This is a genomic window from Burkholderia sp. D-99 (assembly GCF_011605345.1).
Classification (GTDB): domain Bacteria; phylum Pseudomonadota; class Gammaproteobacteria; order Burkholderiales; family Burkholderiaceae; genus Burkholderia.
Window position 1 is genome coordinate 334,802 of the sequence record NZ_JAAOXM010000002.1, and the last position, 18,856, is coordinate 353,657.

The window sequence follows — 18,856 nt, forward strand, 5'->3', positions numbered from 1 at the left end:
CCAGTCATGAATCTCGTATCGATCCAGGCGCCGGCCGCCGTCGTGATGATCCGGCCGCACCGCTTCCTGCCGAACCCGCAGACCGCGGCCGACAACGCATTCCAGCGCACGGCCGGCAACGGCGCGCCCGACGTGCCGTCGGTATCGGCCGCCGCGCGCGACGAAGTCACGGCCGCCGCGCAGACGCTCGCCGATGCGGGCGTGCGCGTGCATGTATTCGACGACCACGGCGAGCGCGACACGCCCGACTCCGTGTTCCCGAACAACTGGTTCTCGACGCACCCGGGCGGCCATGTCGCGCTGTATCCGATGGTTAGCGCGAACCGCCGCCGCGAACGGCGCGCGGACGTGATCGAGATGCTGAAGGCCGAATACCGCGTGCAGGACGTGATCGACTACTCGGGCCTCGAATACGACGACGTGTTCCTCGAAGGCACCGGCGCGATGGTGCTCGACCACGTCGCGCGGATCGCGTACACCGCGCGCTCGCGCCGTGCCGATCCGGTCGCGCTCGAACGCTTCTGCACGCACTTCAATTTCGAGCCGATCTGCTTCGATACGGCCGATGCCGACGGGCGCCCGATCTATCACACCAACGTGATGATGAGCGTCGCCACCGAGTTCGCGATGGTCGGCCTCGACCTGATCGCCGACAGCCGGCGTCGCGGCGAAATCGCGCAACGCCTGACCGAAACGGGGCGCGCGGTGATCGCGCTCGATCCGTCGCAAATCGCGAATTTCGCGGGCAATACGCTGGAATTGTCGGGCAAGGACGGGCGTGTGCTCGCGCTGTCGCGGCGCGCGTTCGATTGCCTCACGCGCGACCAGCGCACGGTGATCGAGCGCTCCGCGCGGCTGCTGCCGCTCGACGTGCCGACGATCGAGCTGGCCGGCGGGTCGGTGCGCTGCATGCTGGCGGGGATTCATCTCGCGCGGCGGGCCGCAGCCGCAGACGTCGGCATTGCGCAGTCAGCCGCATCGTCGCGCGAGGCCATGCCGCAGGTCTGACCGACCCAGGATCGTACAAACGAAAACGGCTGCCGATGCAACGGCAGCCGTTTTTTTCAAGGTCGTCGAACCCGCGAGCATCGACGGCGTCGCGGCATGGTCAGGCATCCGGACGATACCATCGCACCCCGCGCCGCTCACCCCGCCAGCAACTTCAACCCGGCCGGCAACGTCTCGCCGAACACGCGCACCGTGTCGGCTTCGTCGAACGCGAGCGCCTCGCGCACCATGTCGATCCAGGCGGCCGACGCATTCGCCGCCGACAGGCGCTTGATCACGGCGTCGCGCATATCGTCGGAAAGATCGCGGGAACGGTCACCCGTCATCCGCGCGATCTGCGCGGCCGCGAACGCGGCCGGCTCGACCTGCTTCCAGTCGAGCGCAAACAGCGCATCGAGCCAGCCATGGGCGACGTCCGCCGGCACGACGCTGTGCGCACTGCCGTAAAACGGCCGGCGCGCGCCGATGCGCCCGAGTGCCCATGCGCACAGCGCCCGCTCGGCAGGCTTCTGCAGTTGCGCGATGAGGCGCCCGGCCAGTTCGACCTTGCGCTCGACCGGCAACCGTTCGAGCGACGCGGATAGCCGCGTCATGTCGGCCGGGCCGACCTTGCCCGGATCGAACGGCAACTTGCGCCGCTTGTCGTCCGTCGGTTCGAGGAACGCGATCGCGTCGCGCACCTGCGTCTGCGCATCGTCGTCGAGGCCGCCGGCCACGCGCCGCCACAGCGTCCACCACTCGGACCATACCTGGCCGTCGGTCACGTACTGGATCCCGTCGTCGAACAGCGGCCACAGCTGCTCGATGCGCCATGCATCGAGCGGATGACCGAAACCCGGACGCAGGCAATAACCGGCAAGGTTCAGCCACGCGCGCTCGTGATCGGCCGAACGGCGTCGGCGCCGTGCGCGCGCGAGCAGCGCATCGAACAGTTCTCGCGCGAGCGCAACGTCCCAATCCTCACGCGCGCCGAGCACCTGTTCAAGTTGCGCACGCAGCCGGCGCGTATCTTTCGGAGTGACATCCGCGGCCTTGCTTCCGAACGAGCGCTCGATCAGCTCGATCGCCTGGTCGAGCCGCGGATGCCGCGCGGGCCCAGCATCGTCGCCTTGAACCGGCGCATCGCCGCGCAGCTGGAATTCGAGCCGCCAGCGGCGCGCCGCGTCGTCGGTCGCGATGCAGTGCATTTCGAGCGTGCCGACCTCGGTCAACGACGCGGTGAGCTTCACCGGCGTTTCGCGGGCGTCGCCGCCCGCCTTTGCATCGACGACCGTCGCGATCGGCGGCAGCCGCACGAAATCGCCACCGTCGAGATCGACGAGATCGCCGGGTTGATACTGGGTCTCGGCCACCGTCGACACGAGGTGAAAACGCACCGGCTGCCCGAGTTGCAATGCGAACGTGCGATCGTCGAGCCGGATCTCGCGGCCCTCTTCCGCGCCGCGCGGCAGCAGGCAGACGCCACGCGCGGTGGAATCGGCCGCGCCGTCGTCGAGCACGAGGAAATAGCTGCGCGCGGACCCGCCGCCGATGCGCGGCGCATGCCCGGCGCGCGCGAGCCCGTAGGCAACCGCGCCACGTGCGACGGCCACGTCCGGATGCGCGTTGTGCAGCACGTCGAGCGGCGCGCCGCGCCACGCACCGAGCGTCTGCGCGAGACGGCCGGCGAGCGCGCCCGCGCGGAACACGCCGCCGTTGAGCAGCAGCGTGTCGGGCAGCGGGCCTTCCGCATGACGATTCAGGAACGCGGCGACGTGCCGCGTGACGGCCGCGTCGCTCGCATACGGCAGCCCGAATTCGACGATCGCGGCGCGCGCACGGCGCGGCAGCTCGCCGGCTTCGACCTGCGGAAAGAACCCGTCGACGACGATCTGCTCGACTTCCTGCCGCGTCAGCTCGGCCGAGCGCGCGCCGCCGACGAGCTTGCTGCCCGCGCCGAGCAGCGTGACGGTGACCGACGCCGGTGCATCGTCGCCGAGCAGCCGCTCCTTCGCCGCGCGGCAGCGCTCGACGAGCTGCGACAGGCTCGCGGCCGACAGCCGCGTGCCGGGCTCGGTCAGCCGCGTCTCGACCAGGCGCGCGAGCGCGAGGTCCATGTTGTCGCCGCCGAGCATCAGGTGGTTGCCGACGCCGACACGCGTGAACGTCGGCTCGCCATCGTCGCCCGGCGCGACATCGACGAGCGTCAGGTCGGTCGTGCCGCCGCCGACGTCGCAGATCAGCACGCGCCGCGCGGCGGCAAACGTGTCGCGCAGTGTGTCGCGCTGGCCGTACAGCCAGTCGTAGAACGCGGCCTGCGGCTCTTCCAGAAGCCGCAGCGCGGGCAGCTTCGCGCGTCGCGCGGCCTCGACGGTCAGTGCGCGCGCGCCGTCGTCGAACGACGCGGGCACCGTCAGGATCACGTCCTGCTTCGCAAGCGGCGCATCGGGAAAGCGGGCGTCCCACGCATCGCGCACGTGCGCGAGATAGCTCGCGCTGGCGTCGACCGGCGACACCTTGTCGACGCCATCGGCCGCGCCCCATGGCAGGATCGCCGCAAGCCGGTCGACCGCTGCGTGCGACAGCCAGCTCTTCGCGCTCGTGACGAGCCGGCCCGGCACCTGCGCGCCGAGCGTGCGCGCGTAGCGGCCGATCACGGGCGGCAACGTGTCACCAGCGCCGCTGTCGCGACCGACTGCCCCGCCGTCACGGCCGCCGCCCGAACGGGCGGCCGCGTCGCGTGCGCCGGCCGCGTGCCACGGCAACCTCAACGCGTCCGCCGCGAGCTCACCGGCCGCCGGGTGGTACCGCACCGACGGCAGCAGCGGCTGCGCGGCCACCGCGCCGGGGCCGACCAGCTGCTCGACGTCGAACACGCGGATCGCGTCGGAACCGGCCTCGACGTATGCGACGACCGTATTGCTCGTGCCGAGGTCGATCCCGACCGTATAGCGCTTCATCGTGCTCAGGCGGCGCCGCGCACGTCGAACTCGACCTTCCAGCGCTCGTTCGTGCCGCTCGGGATCGCCTCGAGTTCGAGCGTGCCGGCTTCGGTCACGCGCGCATGCAGCTTCACCGGCACGACTTCGCCGACCGTGCGCCCTTCGGCGGGCAGCGTCGCCTGGATTTCTTCAAGCTCCTGCAGCTCTTCCGCCGACCAGTAGTCGAGCAGCGTGCCGACCTGGTCCTGGCGGCGCACCGACGAACCGAAGAAGCGGAACTGCACCGGTTCGCCGACGACGAGGCCGAACTCCTGCGGCGGCAGCGCCGCGTCCGAGCCTTCCTCCATCCCGAACGGCGCGACGCACAGCGCCTGCACCGGCGGTTCGAGACCCGGCACCGCGGGCATCGCCGATTCGATCGCGACGTAGTACGCACGCGCCGTGCCGCCGCGAATGCGCACGCCACGGCCGCGCTTCACGTAGCCGTAATACGCCGCGCCGCGCGCGACCGCGAGGTCGAGATCCGCGCCTTCGAGCAGGCGTGCGGGCGGCGCGCCTTCGGCGGCGAGCCAGCTGTTGAGCGTGTCGAGCACGCGCTGCGTGAGCAGCGTCGACTTGAACACGCCGCCGTTGAACAGCACGGCGGTCGGATGCAGGAACGTCGCGCCCTGCGGCAGCGTGCGCTGCACGCCTTCGAGCGAGTCGAGCGCCGCGACCTGACGGCCGAGGAACGCCGCGAGATGGCGCGTAATGCCCGCGTCCTGCGCATACGGCAGGCCGAGCTGCGTCAGGCCGACCCGTGCGCGGCTCACCGGGCGCGCGGCGGCGTCGACCTGCGGGAAGAAACCTTCGAGGATCGTCTGCGTGAGTTCCGCGCGCGTGAGTTCCGTGCGGATCGAGCCGCCGATCAGCTTCGAGCCGCGGCTCGGCACGACGAGCGGCACCGCGTCGGTCGACGGGTCGGACAGCAGCGTTTCCTTCGCGGAACGGCATGCGTACGTGAGCGCCCGCAGTTGCCACGGATCGGCCTGCGTGCCCTGCTGCGCGAGCTTGCGCGCGACCACGTGCGCAAGCGCGAGGTCCATGTTGTCGCCGCCGAGCAGGATGTGCTCGCCGACCGCCACGCGATGCAGCTCGAGATTGCCGTCACGCTCGACCACCGCGATCAGCGACAGGTCGGTCGTGCCGCCACCGACGTCGACGCACAGGATCAGGTCGCCGACCTGCACCTGCTTGCGCCAGCCGCCCTGGCTCTTCTGGATCCAGCTGTACAGCGCGGCCTGCGGCTCTTCCAGCAGCGTCATCCGCGAATAGCCGGCGGCGCGTGCGGCCTCGGCCGTCAGCTCGCGCGCGGCCGGGTCGAACGACGCGGGAATCGTGACCGTCACGTCCTGGTCGGCGAACGGCGCGTCGGGATGCGCGTGGTCCCACGCTTCGCGCAGGTGCGACAGGTAGCGGATCGAGCTTTCCAGCGGCGACACGCGCGACACTTCCGGCGGCGCGTCGCTCGGCAGGATCGCCGCGCGGCGGTCGACGCCCGGGTGGCACAGCCAGCTCTTCGCGCTCGACACGAGACGGATCGGCGTGCCGGCGCCGCGCGTGCGTGCCATCTCGCCGACGGCAAAGGCGCGCGAGGCCGTCCACGGCAGCGTCAGGTCGCCCTGCGTCAGTTCGCTTTCATGGGGCAGGTAGAGGAACGACGGCAGCAGGTCGCGCGACTCCAGCGCGCCGGGCGCGGTGAGCTGCGCGATCGGCAGCACCTGCTGCGTGATGGTTTCGCCGTCGCTCGCGGCGCTGTCGACATACGACAGCGCGCAGTGGGTCGTACCGAGATCGATACCGATCGAATAGCGCGGATCGCTCACAGTTCCACCTCCGCCGGTGCGACGACCGAGGCGTCGTGGCTGCCCGTCAGCTTCGGCAGGCGCACGTCGGCCACGCGCCAGCCGCGATGGCTGACCGTGCCCGTGAACGGCGCGGAGCCGACCACGTTGCCCGTCACGCGCACGGCCGTCGCGTCGAAGCCGGCCGGCAGCGTCACGCGGCTGCCTTCGGCTTCGTCGCGCACCGGCACGATCGTGAAGTGTTCGCGCAGCGCGGCACGGCAGCCGTCGTGCACGAGGCGCGCGGCCGCGCCGATATCGGCGTCCGCGTAGCCGGCGATGTCTTCCTCGACGAAATCGATGAAGCGCGCATCGCGCTGCAGCAGGCCGAGCAGTTGCAGCGCGGCTTGCGGGCTCGCTTCGCGCAGCTCGGGCGCCGGCGCCTTCACGGGCGCGGGTGCCGGTGCAACGGGTGCGGCAGCCGGGGCCGGGGCGCCATCGCGCACGCGCAGCACGCCGGCCGCGAACTCGCGGTTGCCGAGCACGGAGAAGAACGTGCCGACGGCCAGCGACAGCCGGCCGAAGAAGGACAGGTTGGATTCGGGCATGGGGTCTGGACTCCTGTGGGCTCGCGACATGGCGAGCGATCTTGCCTGGGCGCCCGGCGGCGGCGTGCGGATTGCGCACTGGCGCCGCCCGGCGCGTGATTCGGTCGCGCCCTCGCGGGTGCGGAAAACCCGTATTTTGCCCTGTGGCGGGCGAACCGGGCAGAAGTTGGGGGACAGAACATCGCGGCGCGACGGTTTCGGCCGCGTCGGCGCGCACGACGGCCGCGCCCGGCCGCGATGCTGCGGCGCGTCAGCGCGGCTTGCGCCGCCGGGCCGCCTTCGCTTCGAAATCGCGCGACAGCATGCCGAGCGTGACTTCGCCGAAGCGTGCGAGCAGCGTCGTCTCGGCCTCTTTCAGCGTGGCCGACAGGTGCGCGTTGACGGCCTGCTCGACCAGGCATTCGGCCTCGTCGTCGGTGACGAGATCGGAGAACAGCGGCGGCTCGCCCACCGCGCCGTAGACGTCGAGCAGCGTGATGTCGTCGAGCGCGACGCTCAGCACCCACCCGCCGCCATGCCCCTTCTCCGACTGCACGTAGCCGTGGTCGCGCAAACCGCCGAGCAGGCGTCGCACGACCACCGGGTTCGTGCCCAGCATCGTCGCGATCGTCTCCGAGGTCAGCGGGCCGTCAGCCTGGTCCATGTGGATCAGCACGTGCAGCATGCGCGACAAACGGCTATCGGTTCTCACGGGCGGCGCCCCTCTCTCTCGAAACTTTTGAAGTTGCGTGAATGATACCATCGCCCTATCATGCAACTTCTCGTGTTTCATGAGTTGGCCGCCATCGGAACACGTCCGTCATTCACGCAGGTTCAGGAAAGGAGCAGGTGCATGCATGACCATCATGAAGTGATCGTGATCGGCGGCAGCTTTGCAGGGCTGTCGGCCGCGATGCAGCTTGCGCGGGCGCGCCGCCGCGTGCTCGTGATCGACGCCGGCAGGCCGCGCAACCGCTTTGCCGCGCACGCGCACGGCTTCTTCGGGCAGGACGGCAAGCCGCCCGCGCAGATCGTCGAGGAAGCCGCCGCGCAACTCGCCGCGTATCCGACCGTGCAGCGGCTCGAAGGCGACGTGCGCACGGCCGAGCGCGACGCCGACGGGCGCTTTCACGTGACGCTCGCCGACGGCAGCCGCGCGAGCGCCGACCGGCTGATTCTCGCGACCGGCATCCGCGACGAACTGCCCGCGCTGCCGGGGCTCGCGGAACGCTGGGGCGTCAGCGTGCTGCATTGTCCGTATTGCCATGGGTACGAGGTGAGCGGTCAGCGGCTCGGCGTGCTCGCCACGCATCCGCTGTCCGTGCACCATGCGATCCTGATTCCGGACTGGGGCCCGACGACGTGGTTCACGCAGGGCGTGGTCGAAGCGAATCAGGAAGAAGCCGCGTTGCTCGATGCGCGTGGCGTACGCATCGAGCGCTCTCCGGTCGTTGAAATCCTCGGCGACGCGCCGCGGATCGAAGCGTTGCGGCTCGCCGACGGGCAGGTCGTGTCGATCGATGCGCTGTTCGTCGGCGCACGTACGGCCATGGCGAGTGATCTCGCGCAGCAGCTCGGCTGTGCGTTCGAGGACGGGCCGCTCGGCGCGGTCGTTCGCGTCGACGCGGGGAAAGAGACGAGCGTCGCCGGCGTGTTCGTGGCCGGCGACGCGTCGACGCCGATGACCAACGCGACGTTCGCGTCGGCGTCAGGCGTGATGGCCGGGGTCGCCGCGCACCGGTCGTTGATTTTCGGGTTGCACGCGTAAGCGGTCATTCAGCCGGCTTTGGCGTATCGTCACGCGGCGCGCGGCGCGGCGTCCACCGCCGGCTCCTCGCCGCCCTCCACACTGCACTCCTCGAGCGAAATCCGCCGCGTTTCGCGACCGTTGAGCCACCACAGGCCGGCCGCGAGCGGCCCCGGCAACGCGAGCACGAGCAGCACGATCAGCGCAGCCGACGGCGAGCCCGACATCGCATAGACGTTCGTCAGCATCAGCGGTGCGACCACCGCGCCGAGCCGGCCGATCGCGACCGACACACCGAGCCCCGTCGCGCGAATCCGCGTCGGCAGGATCTCGGACGACACGACATAACCCGAGATGTACGCCCACGTGACGCCGAACTGGATCAGGCAATAGCCGAGCACCATGCCCGGCAGCGCGTGCATCGCATAGATGAACACGATCGCCGCGACAGTGAACGTGTAACTCGCGAACAGCGACGCGCGCCGCCCCCACGCCTCGACGAGCACCGCCGCGACGATGCCGCCCGCGAGCGCCGCCGCGTTGCCGATCATGTAGTAGATCGGCATGTCCGTCGACGGCACCTTCATGTACGGCAGGATCACGAGCGCCATCAGCGACAGCACACCATACACGACGGCCGCCTGCGAGAAGTTCAGCGCACCGGCCAGCGCGCAGCGCGCGCGATACGCGCCGAACAGTTCGCGAACGTTGCGCCAGAATGCCGGCGCCTGGTATTCGAAACGGGTCGGCGTATAGCGTTTCGCCAGTTGCGCGCGATCGGCCTGCGCACGCGGATCACGCGCGGCGCTCGCGACGATCTGCTCGACGATCGCATCGGCTTCCGCTACGCGTCCCTGCTGGATCAGCCAGCGCGGCGATTCCGGAATCACGCGGCGGATCCAGAAGAACACCAGCGCCATCGTCGTGCCGAGGCCGAAGCCCACGCGCCACGCCCACTCGGCCGGCAACTGGTTCAGCACGAGATACGACACGGCCGCCGACAGCAGCGCGCCGACCGGGAAGCCCGACAGGATCAGCGCATCGGTGCGGCCGCGATGGCGCTTCGGAATGAATTCGCCCATCGTCGCGGTCACCGCCGAATATTCACCGCCGACGGCCAGCGCCGTCATCGCGCGGAAGAACAGGAAGGATTCGTAGTTCCACGACAGCACGGTGGCGACGCTGAAGCACGCGTACCAGAGCAGCGTCGCGAGAAACAGGCGCTTGCGGCCGTAGCGGTCGGCCAGATAACCGAATGCGATCGCGCCGACCAGCATCCCGAACACCCAGATGCTGACCGCGAGCGAGCCCTGCGCAGCGCTCAGGTGCCAGTGCGACTTGAGCACGCCGAACACGCTGCCGATGATGTTGGTTTCGAACGAGTCGAGCGCCCAGCCGACGCCGAGCGCGACCAGCATCAGCGTGTGGAAGCGCGTCCACGGCAGGTTGTCGAGACGCGCAAGCGCGTCCGTTTCGATCGGGTGAGACGGTTTCATGATGGGGGGTTCCTCGTCAGTGAAGCGCCCGCTCGGGCTGCTCCGGGCTGAAATCGAAATGCGGAAAGCGCACGCGCGTGCCGATGAAATTGCGGCCGCGTGCGCCGTCGAACGCGTGGTCCACGATCCGCGCCCATTCGTGCGCGCCGATCCCGTACGCGGCCGGATGGCTCGCGACCCCGAGCGTGTCGAGCAGCGCGCGGAGCTGCGCGGGCGCCGATGCGGTATCGCCGAAGATCTCGCGCAGCGCGGCGTCGCATGCGCTGTCGACACCGAGCGCCGCCTGCATCACCGCCGGCAGGCAGAACGAGCACGCGATCCCGTGCGCGACGCCGCGCGTGAGCGTGATCGCATAGGAGATGTTGTGCGCGAGCGCCGTGCGCGTATTCGAGAACGCGAGCCCCGCGCGCAGCGCACCGAGCGCCATGTCGCTGCGCGCGTCGAGATCGTCGGGATGCGCGCTCACACGGCCAAGGCCGCCGATCAGCTCGCGCGCCGCCTGCACCGCGAGGCCGCGCGTGACGGGATTCGCATGGATGTTCCAGATACTTTCGAGCGCATGCGACAGCGCGTCGAGGCCGCTCGCGAGCGTCGGCTGCATCGGCAGGCCGACCATCAGGCGCGGATCGACAATCACCGTTTCCGGATAGAGGTCGGGCCGCGACAGCGACAACTTGCGCGCGTTGTGCGGATCCCAGACGGTCGCCCAGTGCGTCACTTCGCTGCCGGTGCCGGCCGTGGTCGGGATCGCGACGATCGGCAGCGCGGGTCGCGCCGCGTCGCCGCCTTCGGCGTCACCGGACAGGATGCGCAGCACGCGATCGAAGTCGCCGTGCTCGGCGGCGAGCACTTTCGCCGAATCGATCACCGAGCCGCCGCCGAGCGCGATCAGCACATCCGGCTTGGCCGGCAGCGCGGCGAGCTGATCGCATGCGCGCCGCAGCATCGGCACCGACGGGTTCGCCTCGACGCAGTCGATCCGCGTGAGCGCCGGCCCGAGCTGCGCTTCGAGGCGGTCGGCAAGCCGCGCGAACACCGCGTCGGGATACGTGACGATCGCGTAGCTGCGGCCGGCGAGCGCGTCGCTCACGCCGGCCAGCGCGTCGACGCCGAAGCGGATCCGCACGGGGTTGTGGAAGCGCCAGCCGCTCATGCCGCGGCTCCGGTTCGCACCGCACAATCATCAGTATGACGAATCATGTCGTCGGGAATATCTGCAGCGGAATTCATGCCCGTACCTGGAAGTTGAATGGGTATGGGCAGCAGGTTAGGCATCCGCGATGACGCGTTCGTGATCGAAAATCCCGGTGATCGACTATGGATCGAACGAAATTTTCGATCGATCGCCGCCGCGAGCCGGCGCACAACCGGTCGCCTTCATGCATCGAGCGGCCTGCACCGCGCGACCGCATCGAAAAACGACGCGACCAGCCGGCTCTCGCGCCGCTCGCTCAGGCAGCACACGTGGATATGGGTCTCGACCGGGTCACCGTCGATACGCAACGGCCTCAGCCGCGCATCCGGCACGTATTCGGCCTTCGACACGGTGCCAACGCCGAGCCCGCGCGCGACGGCCTCGCGCAGCGCCTCGCGGCTGCCGATGTCCATCGCGATGCGCGGCGTCAGGCCAGCCAACGCCATCGCGTCTTCAAGCGCGCGGCGCGTCGTCGAACCCGGTTCGCGCATCAGCAGCGGCTCGCCGGCCAGTTCGTGCAGCGTGATCGTGTCGCGCTTCGCGTACGGATGGGTCGTACGGACGAACGCGATCACCGGAAAGCTCGCGTAGCGCAGCGTGAAGTAGCGCGTGTCCTCGAACGCACGGGCCACCACACCGACGTCGCACACGTACTGGTCGAGATCGCGCAGCACCGTTTCCGAATTGCCGAGCGCGACCGACAGGTGCATGTGCGGATGCAACGCGTGATACGCCTCGATCATTTCGGTCACGTGAAACGGGCCGACCGCGCCGATCTTCAGCGAGCCGCGCTGCAATGCGCCGCTGTCGCGCAACAGTGCGGCGGCGTCGGTTTCGTCGCTGCAGATGCGGCGCGCGATCGGCAGGAATTCGAGGCCGACCGCCGACAGTTCGACGCGCCGGCCGCGCCGGTGGAACAGCTCGACGCCGTGTTCTTGTTCGAGGGTCTGGATCTGCGACGTGATCGTCGTCTGGCTGGTGGACAGCGCACGCGCGGCCGCGGTGAAGCCGCCATGCTGGACGACGGCGATGAAGCTGCGAAGCTGGGTCAGGGTCATGAGGGTCGGCCGATCGATCGGGAATTTCGTGCCAAATCCGTGGAAGCACCGGGAAATTCAATGTATCGGCCGAATGTGACACGCGCATTCCCGCCGCCTTCGCCGATCAGGCCCTCGACGAAAACGGCCGCGCGCAGACGTGGCCGCGCTTCTACGGGTGGTGAGCACCGCCGCCTACCTGCACCATTCCGTCAATTAATTGACTATTTGTCCAAATATGGACAAACTTTAAATATCTTCGTTTTACATTGCGCCGAAAGCGCTTGCCCGAACATGCCGACAGACGCCCGACTCCTGCTTCTCGACCGCGATGCCGTCGAACCCGCCCTGGATGCCACTCAAGTGACGGCGGCGGTTCGCGAAGCCTTCGTGCTGCACAGTCAACGCGCCGGGCGCGTGTTCCCGGTGGTCCGCGAGAAGCTGCACACCGGCGGCGTATTCGGCATCAAGTCGGGCGACGTCGCGCGCCAGGATCTGCTCGGTTTCAAGGCGGCCGGGTTCTGGCCCGGCAACCGGGGGCTCGGCGGCGAACCGCATCAGGCCACCGTCGCGCTGTTCGATCCGGCCACCGGCCGCCCGCTGTGCATCATGGACGGCAACGCGATCACCACCGCGCGCACCGGTGCCGCCGGCGGCCTCGGGCTGCAACTGCTCGCACGGCGCGACAGCACGCGAATCTGCGTATTCGGCACGGGCGTGCAGGCGCGCGTCCAGCTCGACTACGCGCTCGGGCTGCTGCCGCAACGGTGCACCGTGCAATACGTGAACGTCAGCGGCAAGCCAGACCCGGAGTTCGAATCGGCGTTCCGGGAACGATGCACGATCGGCGTGGCGCGCGACCGGAACGACGCGGTGGCCGATAGCGACGTGGTCATCACCGCAACGCCGGGCGGCGGCGCGCTATTCGATGCGGATGCGGTTCGGCCGGGCACCCACCTGACCTGCGTCGGTGCCGACACGGCCGGCAAGCGCGAGCTTCCGGCGGGCGTGCTGGAACGCGCGCGCATCGTCGTGGACGATCACGATCAGGCGCGCAGCATCGGCGAGTGCCAGTGGGCGCCGGATTTGCCATGCACTGAAATCGGTGACATCCTCGCCGGAACCGCGTCGGCCGACCGCGCGCCGCACGAGATCACCGTCTTCGACATGACCGGGCTGGCGCTTCAGGACCTGACCGTCGCCCGCTTCCTGTATCGACAGGCCCTCGAAAACGGCACCGGAATCTCCATTCCGTGGCCCTGGTAAACGAAACTCCCCGTCAATCGCCATGCGTCTCACCAAAGTTTCCGCCCTCTCGTTCGACCTGGACGACACCCTGTGGCCGTTCGGGCCGTCCGTCGTACGGGCCGAAGCGGCGCTTCGCGCGTGGCTGATCGAGCACGCGCCCGGTACCGCGAGCGTGCTACCCACGCAGCAGGCGCTGAGCGAGTTGCGTGAGGAATACGAACGATTGTGCCCCGAGCGTGCCGGCGATTTCCGCGCGATGAGAATCGGATCGATCAGGCTTGCGCTGGAGCGTGCGAACGAAGATGTCGCGCTCACCGAGCGTGCGTACGCAGCGTTCTATGCCGCGCGCAACCGGGTCGAATTCTATGAAGATGCGTTGCCGGCGCTCGCGTGGTTGAGCGCGCGGTTCCCGTTGATCGCGGTGACCAACGGCAACGCGGATCTCCGGCTGACCGGTGGCGGCGAATTCTTTCGTGCGACGCTCAGCGCGCAAGCGTTCGGGGTCGCGAAGCCGGAGCCCGGGATATTCCATGCGGCGGCGGAAACGCTCGACGTGCATCCGTCGGAATTGCTGCATGTCGGGGACGACTATCACCTCGATATCGTCGGTGCGCTGAACGCGGGGCTTCAGGCAGCGTGGGTGGTTCGCGATACGCATCCGGAAACGGAGCGTGCGCAGCAGCAGGCCGCCACGCCCCACCTTACGCTCAGCGACCTGTCGATGCTGTGTCGCGCGCTCGGCGGGCCTGACGACGTAGCGTGAGCGTGAGGGCCTGCGTGCGCCGCGTTCGCGACGCACGCTCCACCGCCATGAAGTACGGCTGACCGCCGCTCGCCGACTGCACAAACGGAGCGGCCGGCCAGGCCGAGGCGGCCCATGACCGACCGCCGCGCGTTCACGCCGCCTTGCGCGCCTCCGCGATCCGTTGCGGCGCCTTCGGCCGCGCATACAACCGTTCGAGGTACGCGCGCAGCTGCGGGAACGATTCGATCAGGTTGCACTCGCCGGCCCAGTCGATCAGGTAAGCCGTCACGCAATCGGCCACCGTCAGCGTGTCGCCGACGATGAACTCGCGCCCTTCCAGATGCTTGTCCAGAATCGCGGCCATCGTCCTGAAATCCTCGCGCGCCAGTTCGATGTCGGCCGGCGAGCGCTTCTCGGGCGGATAGAGGAACGAATGCCGCGTGATCCGCCACAGCGGCTGCTCGAGCTCCGTCACCGCGAACATCACCCACCGATAGGCTTCCGCGCGCAGCGCCGGATCGACCGGCAGCAACGCCTTCTCCGGGTATTTGTCCGCGAGATACAGCACGATCGCGGCCGATTCGGGAATCACGAGGTCGCCGTCCACCAGCACGGGCACCTTGCCGGCCGGATTGAGACGCAGGAATTCGGGCCGCTTGTGCTCGCCCTGGAGCAGGTTCACCGAGACGAACTCGAAATCGGCATCCAGCTCCTTCAGCCCCCACAGCGCGCGTTGCGAGCGGGTGCCGGCAAATCCGTAAAGCTTCATCGCCAGTCTCCATCCAGAATGGCGGGAAAATGTCCGCATGCCGGCCACGGCGCTTCGCCGATCCGCAACGCGTGGCCTCGCTCCGGGTTCACGCGCCGGGAATCGCCAGCACCGGCATCACGTCGATCGCCACGCCCGGGAACAGCGTGAAATGCGGATGGCCTTCGAACAGTGCGGCCGCCGCATCGTGCGAGTCGGCGCGCACGACGGTAAAGCCGCTCATCGCGTTCGCGGTGTCCGCGACGCCGGCCGCATCGATGGTCTTCGTCTTGCCGAGCGGCCCGCCCATCTCGACGATCGCGTCGCGATGCCGGTCGACCCATGCATGCCATGCGGCGATGCCGTCGCGCTCGCGCGTGCGCCGCGCCTCTTCCGGCAGCGCCAGCCAGGCCTTCATGGCCGGGCTATCCTGGGTGCCGAGAAATACCGCGAGATACAACTGCTGTTGAGCACTCATGCTGTCTCCTCCGGTGACGGACACGACAGGCTGCCGCGCCTCGACCTTGACACGATAGGTTGATATCAACACAATTGCAACATGGCACGAAAAGAAAAGCTCCCTTTCGAAACGACGCTGATGGTGCGCGATTGCTGCCTGTGCCTGCACATGCAGCGCGCGGCGCGCAATCTTGCGCGGATCTTCGACGATGTGCTGCGCCCGCTGGATCTCACCAACGGCCAGTTTTCGCTGCTGATGTCGCTGAACCGGCCGCAGCCGGCGCCGATGAAATCGGTCGCGTCGCTGCTCGCGATGGATCGCACCACGCTCACGGCCGCGCTCAAGCCGCTCGAGCGGCGCGGCCTCGTCACGATCGCGCAGGATCCGGACGACCGGCGCAGCCGCCTGCTCGAACTGACGCAGGCCGGCCACGACCTGCTGGCCGAGGCGTTTCCGCTGTGGCAGCAGACGCACGCCGAGATCGAACGGCCGTTCGCACCGGGGGAAGTCGATCAGCTGCGCGGCCAGTTGCGCGCGCTGTCCGTCGATCCGGCCGCACGCGGCTGAACGGAATCGGCACGCGGATCGCTACGGCAAGCAGGCCTACTTCCGGCCCTTCTTCGGCAACAGCAGTTGCGCGATCTCCTGCAGGAAGGCCACGGGCCCGTGCGCATGCAGCGCCTGCCCGCTGCTCAGCGCGCCGTCGATGACGGTCGCGAGCCGCAGTGCGAAGGTTTCCGGTTCGTCGACACCGATCGCACCCGCCAGTTCGGTCAGCCGGCGCCGTAGCTCCTGCTTGTGCGCGACGGCCACCTTGCGGGCCGGATGATTGCCGTCCGCATATTCGGCGGCGATGTTGATCTGCGGGCAGCCGCGATAACCGGGGCGCTCGATGCGCTCGCCGATCCATCGCAGTTGCGCATCCAGTTCCTCGCGCGGCGTGCGCCGGTACTGCGCGGCCACCGCATCCCAATGCGCCCAGAAATCGGCGTCCTCGCGCAGCAGGAACGCTTCGATCAGATCGTCCTTCGTCGCGAAGTGACGATAGAGGCTCGTCTTCGCAACGCCCGCCTGCGCGACGATCAGGTCCACGCCGACCGCGCGCGTGCCCTCCCGGTAGAACAGCTCGCTGGCCGTTTGCAGAATGCGTTCGCGCGTATCGGGCGCGTTCCCTGGTGTACCTGTTTCCTTTTTCATCCCGACCCGGCCGTGCTGGCCGCCCACTACCGCAACAGTGATCCGATCATAGCACCGCGGGGTTGACGACGCTACAGGTCTGTACTATAAAACAGACCGTTCTGTATCGGAGTTGATCATGGATGATCGAATGACGGTTGCAGTCTATGGCGCCACGGGTCATACCGGGCGGTTTGTCGTTGCCGAACTGGCACGGCGCGGCCTGCGCGCGATCCGCATCGGCCGTGATGCCGCGCGGCTCGCGGAGGGCGGCGGCGACGCGACGCTCGCGCGCGTCGCCGCGATCGACGATCCGGCCGCGCTCGACGCCGCGCTGCGCGGCGCGGATGCGGTGATCAACTGCGCGGGCCCGTACCTCGATACGGCGCTGCCGCTGGCCGATGCCGCACTGCGGGCCGGCATACCCTATCTCGACCTGACCGCCGAGCAGCCGTCGGTGCTGGCGCTGGTCGAACACAGCGATGCCCGGGCGCGTGCCACGGGCGTGACCATCGTGCCGGCCGCGGCGTTCTACGGCGGCCTGGCCGACCTGCTCGTCACGGCCGTGGTGGACAAGAACCAGCCGATCGAGCGCGTCGATATCGCGACCGGGCTCGACCGCTGGCACCCGACGCGCGGCACGCGCGTGACGGGTGAACGCAATCGCGCGGTGCGGCTCGTGCAAAAGGACGGGAAGCCGACGCCGGTGCCGTCGGCCGCACGCGAACGCGCGTGGCCGTTCCCGCCGCCGATCGGCCAGGTCGACGTCACGCTGCTGCCGTTTTCGGAAGTGATGACACTCTCGCGTCACCTGCGCATCGATACGATCGAATCGTGGCTCGCCACCCTCGCGCTGCGCGACGTGCGCGATGCCGCCACGCCGCCGCCCGAGCCAACCGATGCGCTCGGCCGCTCGGCGCAGCAGTTCGCGATGGACGCGATCGTCGTGCAAGGCGGCACGACGCACCGCGCGACGGCGTCCGGGCGCGACATCTACGCGGTCAGCGCACCGATCATCGTCGAGGCAGCCGTGCGCCTGATCACGGGCAACACGGTGGTGTCGGGCGGCGTGCGCAGTCTCGGCGAGCTGTTCGACGCGCGCGATTTTCTCGCGGCGCTCGATTCGGTGGCAGTATCGTTCGGCACGACAACCGATCCGGTTTTCAACAAGGAGACACAGGCATGAGCAGCAATGAGAAAGGCGCGTATTTCCGGTCGCTTCACCGCGCGGGCCAGCCGCTGGCGCTGTTCAACGTGTGGGACGCCGGCAGCGCGCGCACGGCGGCCGACGCGGGCGCCGTCGCACTGGCAACCGGCAGCTGGTCGGTCGCGGCGGCCAACGGGTTCGTCGACGGCGAGCAGATGCCGCGCGCGCTGATGATGGACGTGCTCGAGCGCATCACGCGCGCGACCGACCTGCCCGTCACCGTCGATCTTGAAAGCGGGTACGGCGAGCGGCCGGAAGATGTCGCCGAAACGATCGCGCTCAGCATCGAGGCCGGCGCGATCGGCTGCAACCTCGAGGACAGCTTCCCGGCGACGGGCGAATTGCGTGAGCCCGACGCGGCGGCGGCCCGTCTCGCGGCAGCACGGCAGGCCGCGGATCGCGCGGGCGCCGACTACTTCATCAACGCGCGTACCGACGTGTTCTTCAAGGCGCCGGCCGACACGCACGACGAGCGCCTGCTCGACGCCGTGCTGGCCCGCGCACGCGCGTACGCAGCGGCCGGCGCCGATGGGCTCTTCGTGCCGGGGCTGCGCTCGCCGGCGCTCATTCGCGCGCTGACGGCCGCGTCGCCGCTGCCGGTGAACGTGATGCGCGTCACGGCAACGCCGACGCTCGCCGAATTCGCGGAATACGGCGTGGCCCGTATCAGTCACGGGCCGTATCCGTACCTGCAGGCGATGAAGACGCTGGCGGAGATGGTCAGGCAAGGCGGCTAGGCGATTCGCGGGACGGGACGGCCTCGTGCGCGCATCGAATGATTACATCCCATGTAATTGGCGCACGACACGGCCGCTCCTACGCTTCGGGTGTCGCGCCGCCATTCCGGCGGCGCTCATCGCCCCGGAGACATCATGTCCGCCTACCCGCTTCACACCATCGACTCGGCACCGGTTGAATCGAAGCCCGTGCTCCAGCAGCTCCAGCAAACCTTCGGCACGATCCCGAACATCGCGGCGGCCATGGCCGCGTCGCCGGTGCTGATCAACGGCTTCATCGGCCTGTTCGAGCGCGTGCACGCCAGCAGTCTCACCGAGCCGCAGATCCAGACGCTCCTGCTCACCAACGCGGTCACGAACGCGAGCGAGTGGCCGGCCGCATTCCATACCGCGCTTGCACTGAAACAGGGTGTGACCCACGCCGACGTCGATGCGATCCGCCGCGGCGGCCTGCCCGGCGACGCGCAACTGGCCGCGCTGTCGGCCACGGCACGCAAGCTGATCGACACCCGCGGCCGCCTGGCCGATGCCGACCGGCAGTCGTTCCTCGACGCCGGCTTCAGCGACGAACAGTTGCTGGAAGTGATCGCGGTCGTCGCCGCGTCGACGATCACGAACTACGTCGGCAGCGTGACGCGGCCCACGCTCGAAGCACCGTTCGACGAATTTGCGTGGCATGCGCACGCCGCTTGAGTTCGATATAGTCGTTCGCATCGCTCAC

The 18,856-nt window shown here is 69.0% G+C and carries 18 protein-coding genes; 8 read left to right on the forward strand and 10 right to left on the reverse strand.

Going from position 1 to position 18,856, the window contains the following annotated elements:
- Positions 1–6: 6 nt before the first annotated feature.
- Positions 7–1,008 carry a citrulline utilization hydrolase CtlX gene (gene ctlX / locus HAV18_RS08605; protein ID WP_166954705.1) on the forward strand — a complete coding sequence of 334 codons (1,002 nt, stop codon included), beginning with the start codon at positions 7–9 and terminating at the stop codon, positions 1,006–1,008.
- A gap of 137 nt (positions 1,009–1,145) precedes the next feature.
- On the opposite strand, the gene HAV18_RS08610 is transcribed toward ctlX, so the two are convergent.
- From HAV18_RS08610 to HAV18_RS08625, 4 genes are all read right to left on the reverse strand, one after another.
- Positions 1,146–3,947 (reverse strand): Hsp70 family protein, encoded by a 2,802-nt coding sequence (locus HAV18_RS08610; RefSeq protein WP_166954707.1) that lies wholly within the window; start codon positions 3,945–3,947, stop codon positions 1,146–1,148.
- Between the two features lie 5 nt (positions 3,948–3,952).
- Positions 3,953–5,794 (reverse strand): Hsp70 family protein, encoded by a 1,842-nt coding sequence (locus HAV18_RS08615; protein ID WP_166954709.1) that lies wholly within the window; start codon positions 5,792–5,794, stop codon positions 3,953–3,955.
- Positions 5,791–6,360: a DUF2760 domain-containing protein gene (locus HAV18_RS08620; RefSeq protein ID WP_166954711.1), complete on the reverse strand. Its 570-nt coding sequence runs from the start codon at positions 6,358–6,360 to the stop codon at positions 5,791–5,793. Before HAV18_RS08620 ends, HAV18_RS08615 begins: the two co-directional genes overlap by 4 nt.
- Before the next feature lie 250 nt (positions 6,361–6,610).
- Positions 6,611–7,051, reverse strand: coding sequence for an Rrf2 family transcriptional regulator (locus tag HAV18_RS08625; protein ID WP_059556170.1), 441 nt, complete (start codon positions 7,049–7,051; stop codon positions 6,611–6,613).
- Positions 7,052–7,192: 141 nt separating this feature from the next.
- On the opposite strand from HAV18_RS08625, the gene HAV18_RS08630 reads away from it, so the two are divergent.
- Entirely contained in the window at positions 7,193–8,107 is a 915-nt protein-coding gene (locus HAV18_RS08630) for an NAD(P)/FAD-dependent oxidoreductase (RefSeq protein WP_166954713.1), read from the forward strand.
- Positions 8,108–8,136: 29 nt separating this feature from the next.
- Here HAV18_RS08630 and HAV18_RS08635 read toward each other — a convergent pair whose 3' ends face one another.
- From HAV18_RS08635 to HAV18_RS08645, 3 genes are all read right to left on the reverse strand, one after another.
- Entirely contained in the window at positions 8,137–9,582 is a 1,446-nt protein-coding gene (locus tag HAV18_RS08635) for an MFS transporter (protein ID WP_166954715.1), read from the reverse strand.
- A gap of 16 nt (positions 9,583–9,598) precedes the next feature.
- Entirely contained in the window at positions 9,599–10,735 is a 1,137-nt protein-coding gene (gene psrA / locus HAV18_RS08640; protein WP_166954717.1) for an iron-containing alcohol dehydrogenase PsrA, read from the reverse strand.
- A gap of 224 nt (positions 10,736–10,959) precedes the next feature.
- Positions 10,960–11,835, reverse strand: a complete 876-nt coding sequence (locus HAV18_RS08645) for a LysR substrate-binding domain-containing protein (RefSeq protein WP_166954719.1) — start codon at positions 11,833–11,835, stop codon at positions 10,960–10,962.
- 273 nt (positions 11,836–12,108) lie between these two features.
- On the opposite strand from HAV18_RS08645, the gene HAV18_RS08650 reads away from it, so the two are divergent.
- The gene (locus HAV18_RS08650; protein WP_166954721.1) at positions 12,109–13,080 is read left to right on the forward strand and encodes an ornithine cyclodeaminase family protein; all 972 of its coding nucleotides are present in this window, start codon (positions 12,109–12,111) and stop codon (positions 13,078–13,080) included.
- 22 nt (positions 13,081–13,102) lie between these two features.
- A complete protein-coding gene (locus tag HAV18_RS08655; protein ID WP_166954723.1) occupies positions 13,103–13,825 on the forward strand; it encodes an HAD family hydrolase in 723 nt (240 codons plus the stop codon).
- Positions 13,826–13,958: 133 nt separating this feature from the next.
- Here the strand turns inward: HAV18_RS08655 and HAV18_RS08660 are convergent, their stop codons facing one another.
- On the reverse strand, positions 13,959–14,576 hold the full coding sequence (locus HAV18_RS08660; RefSeq protein WP_166954725.1) for a glutathione S-transferase family protein: 618 nt from the start codon (positions 14,574–14,576) through the stop codon (positions 13,959–13,961).
- A gap of 88 nt (positions 14,577–14,664) precedes the next feature.
- Complete coding sequence (locus HAV18_RS08665) at positions 14,665–15,033, reverse strand: YciI family protein (protein ID WP_166954727.1); 369 nt, start codon at positions 15,031–15,033, stop codon at positions 14,665–14,667.
- Between the two features lie 81 nt (positions 15,034–15,114).
- On the opposite strand from HAV18_RS08665, the gene HAV18_RS08670 reads away from it, so the two are divergent.
- Complete coding sequence (locus HAV18_RS08670) at positions 15,115–15,582, forward strand: MarR family winged helix-turn-helix transcriptional regulator (RefSeq protein WP_059521710.1); 468 nt, start codon at positions 15,115–15,117, stop codon at positions 15,580–15,582.
- A 36-nt stretch (positions 15,583–15,618) separates the two neighbouring features.
- Here the strand turns inward: HAV18_RS08670 and HAV18_RS08675 are convergent, their stop codons facing one another.
- Complete coding sequence (locus tag HAV18_RS08675) at positions 15,619–16,212, reverse strand: TetR/AcrR family transcriptional regulator (RefSeq protein WP_166954729.1); 594 nt, start codon at positions 16,210–16,212, stop codon at positions 15,619–15,621.
- Between the two features lie 118 nt (positions 16,213–16,330).
- Here HAV18_RS08675 and HAV18_RS08680 point away from each other — a divergent pair, with 118 nt between their 5' ends.
- The 3 genes from HAV18_RS08680 (at position 16,331) to HAV18_RS08690 (ending at position 18,828) form a co-directional block, all read left to right on the forward strand.
- Positions 16,331–17,377 (forward strand): trans-acting enoyl reductase family protein, encoded by a 1,047-nt coding sequence (locus tag HAV18_RS08680; RefSeq protein WP_166954731.1) that lies wholly within the window; start codon positions 16,331–16,333, stop codon positions 17,375–17,377.
- Positions 17,374–18,135, forward strand: a complete 762-nt coding sequence (locus HAV18_RS08685; protein ID WP_166954732.1) for an isocitrate lyase/phosphoenolpyruvate mutase family protein — start codon at positions 17,374–17,376, stop codon at positions 18,133–18,135. The genes HAV18_RS08680 and HAV18_RS08685 overlap by 4 nt, the downstream gene beginning before the upstream one ends.
- Positions 18,136–18,270: 135 nt before the next feature.
- Positions 18,271–18,828, forward strand: coding sequence for a carboxymuconolactone decarboxylase family protein (locus HAV18_RS08690; protein ID WP_166954734.1), 558 nt, complete (start codon positions 18,271–18,273; stop codon positions 18,826–18,828).
- Positions 18,829–18,856 lie beyond the last annotated feature (28 nt).

Coding starts and splice junctions, on each gene's coding strand:
- HAV18_RS08635 (WP_166954715.1), bottom strand. CDS start 9,582: ATGAAACCGTCTCACCCGATCGAAACGGACGCGCTTGCGCGTCTCGAC.
- psrA (WP_166954717.1), bottom strand. CDS start 10,735: ATGAGCGGCTGGCGCTTCCACAACCCCGTGCGGATCCGCTTCGGCGTC.
- HAV18_RS08690 (WP_166954734.1), top strand. CDS start 18,271: ATGTCCGCCTACCCGCTTCACACCATCGACTCGGCACCGGTTGAATCG.
- HAV18_RS08630 (WP_166954713.1), top strand. CDS start 7,193: ATGCATGACCATCATGAAGTGATCGTGATCGGCGGCAGCTTTGCAGGG.
- ctlX (WP_166954705.1), top strand. CDS start 7: ATGAATCTCGTATCGATCCAGGCGCCGGCCGCCGTCGTGATGATCCGG.
- HAV18_RS08620 (WP_166954711.1), bottom strand. CDS start 6,360: ATGCCCGAATCCAACCTGTCCTTCTTCGGCCGGCTGTCGCTGGCCGTC.
- HAV18_RS08650 (WP_166954721.1), top strand. CDS start 12,109: ATGCCGACAGACGCCCGACTCCTGCTTCTCGACCGCGATGCCGTCGAA.
- HAV18_RS08610 (WP_166954707.1), bottom strand. CDS start 3,947: ATGAAGCGCTATACGGTCGGGATCGACCTCGGCACGAGCAATACGGTC.
- HAV18_RS08685 (WP_166954732.1), top strand. CDS start 17,374: ATGAGCAGCAATGAGAAAGGCGCGTATTTCCGGTCGCTTCACCGCGCG.
- HAV18_RS08670 (WP_059521710.1), top strand. CDS start 15,115: ATGGCACGAAAAGAAAAGCTCCCTTTCGAAACGACGCTGATGGTGCGC.
- HAV18_RS08645 (WP_166954719.1), bottom strand. CDS start 11,835: ATGACCCTGACCCAGCTTCGCAGCTTCATCGCCGTCGTCCAGCATGGC.
- HAV18_RS08665 (WP_166954727.1), bottom strand. CDS start 15,033: ATGAGTGCTCAACAGCAGTTGTATCTCGCGGTATTTCTCGGCACCCAG.
- HAV18_RS08660 (WP_166954725.1), bottom strand. CDS start 14,576: ATGAAGCTTTACGGATTTGCCGGCACCCGCTCGCAACGCGCGCTGTGG.
- HAV18_RS08680 (WP_166954731.1), top strand. CDS start 16,331: ATGGATGATCGAATGACGGTTGCAGTCTATGGCGCCACGGGTCATACC.
- HAV18_RS08655 (WP_166954723.1), top strand. CDS start 13,103: ATGCGTCTCACCAAAGTTTCCGCCCTCTCGTTCGACCTGGACGACACC.
- HAV18_RS08675 (WP_166954729.1), bottom strand. CDS start 16,212: ATGAAAAAGGAAACAGGTACACCAGGGAACGCGCCCGATACGCGCGAA.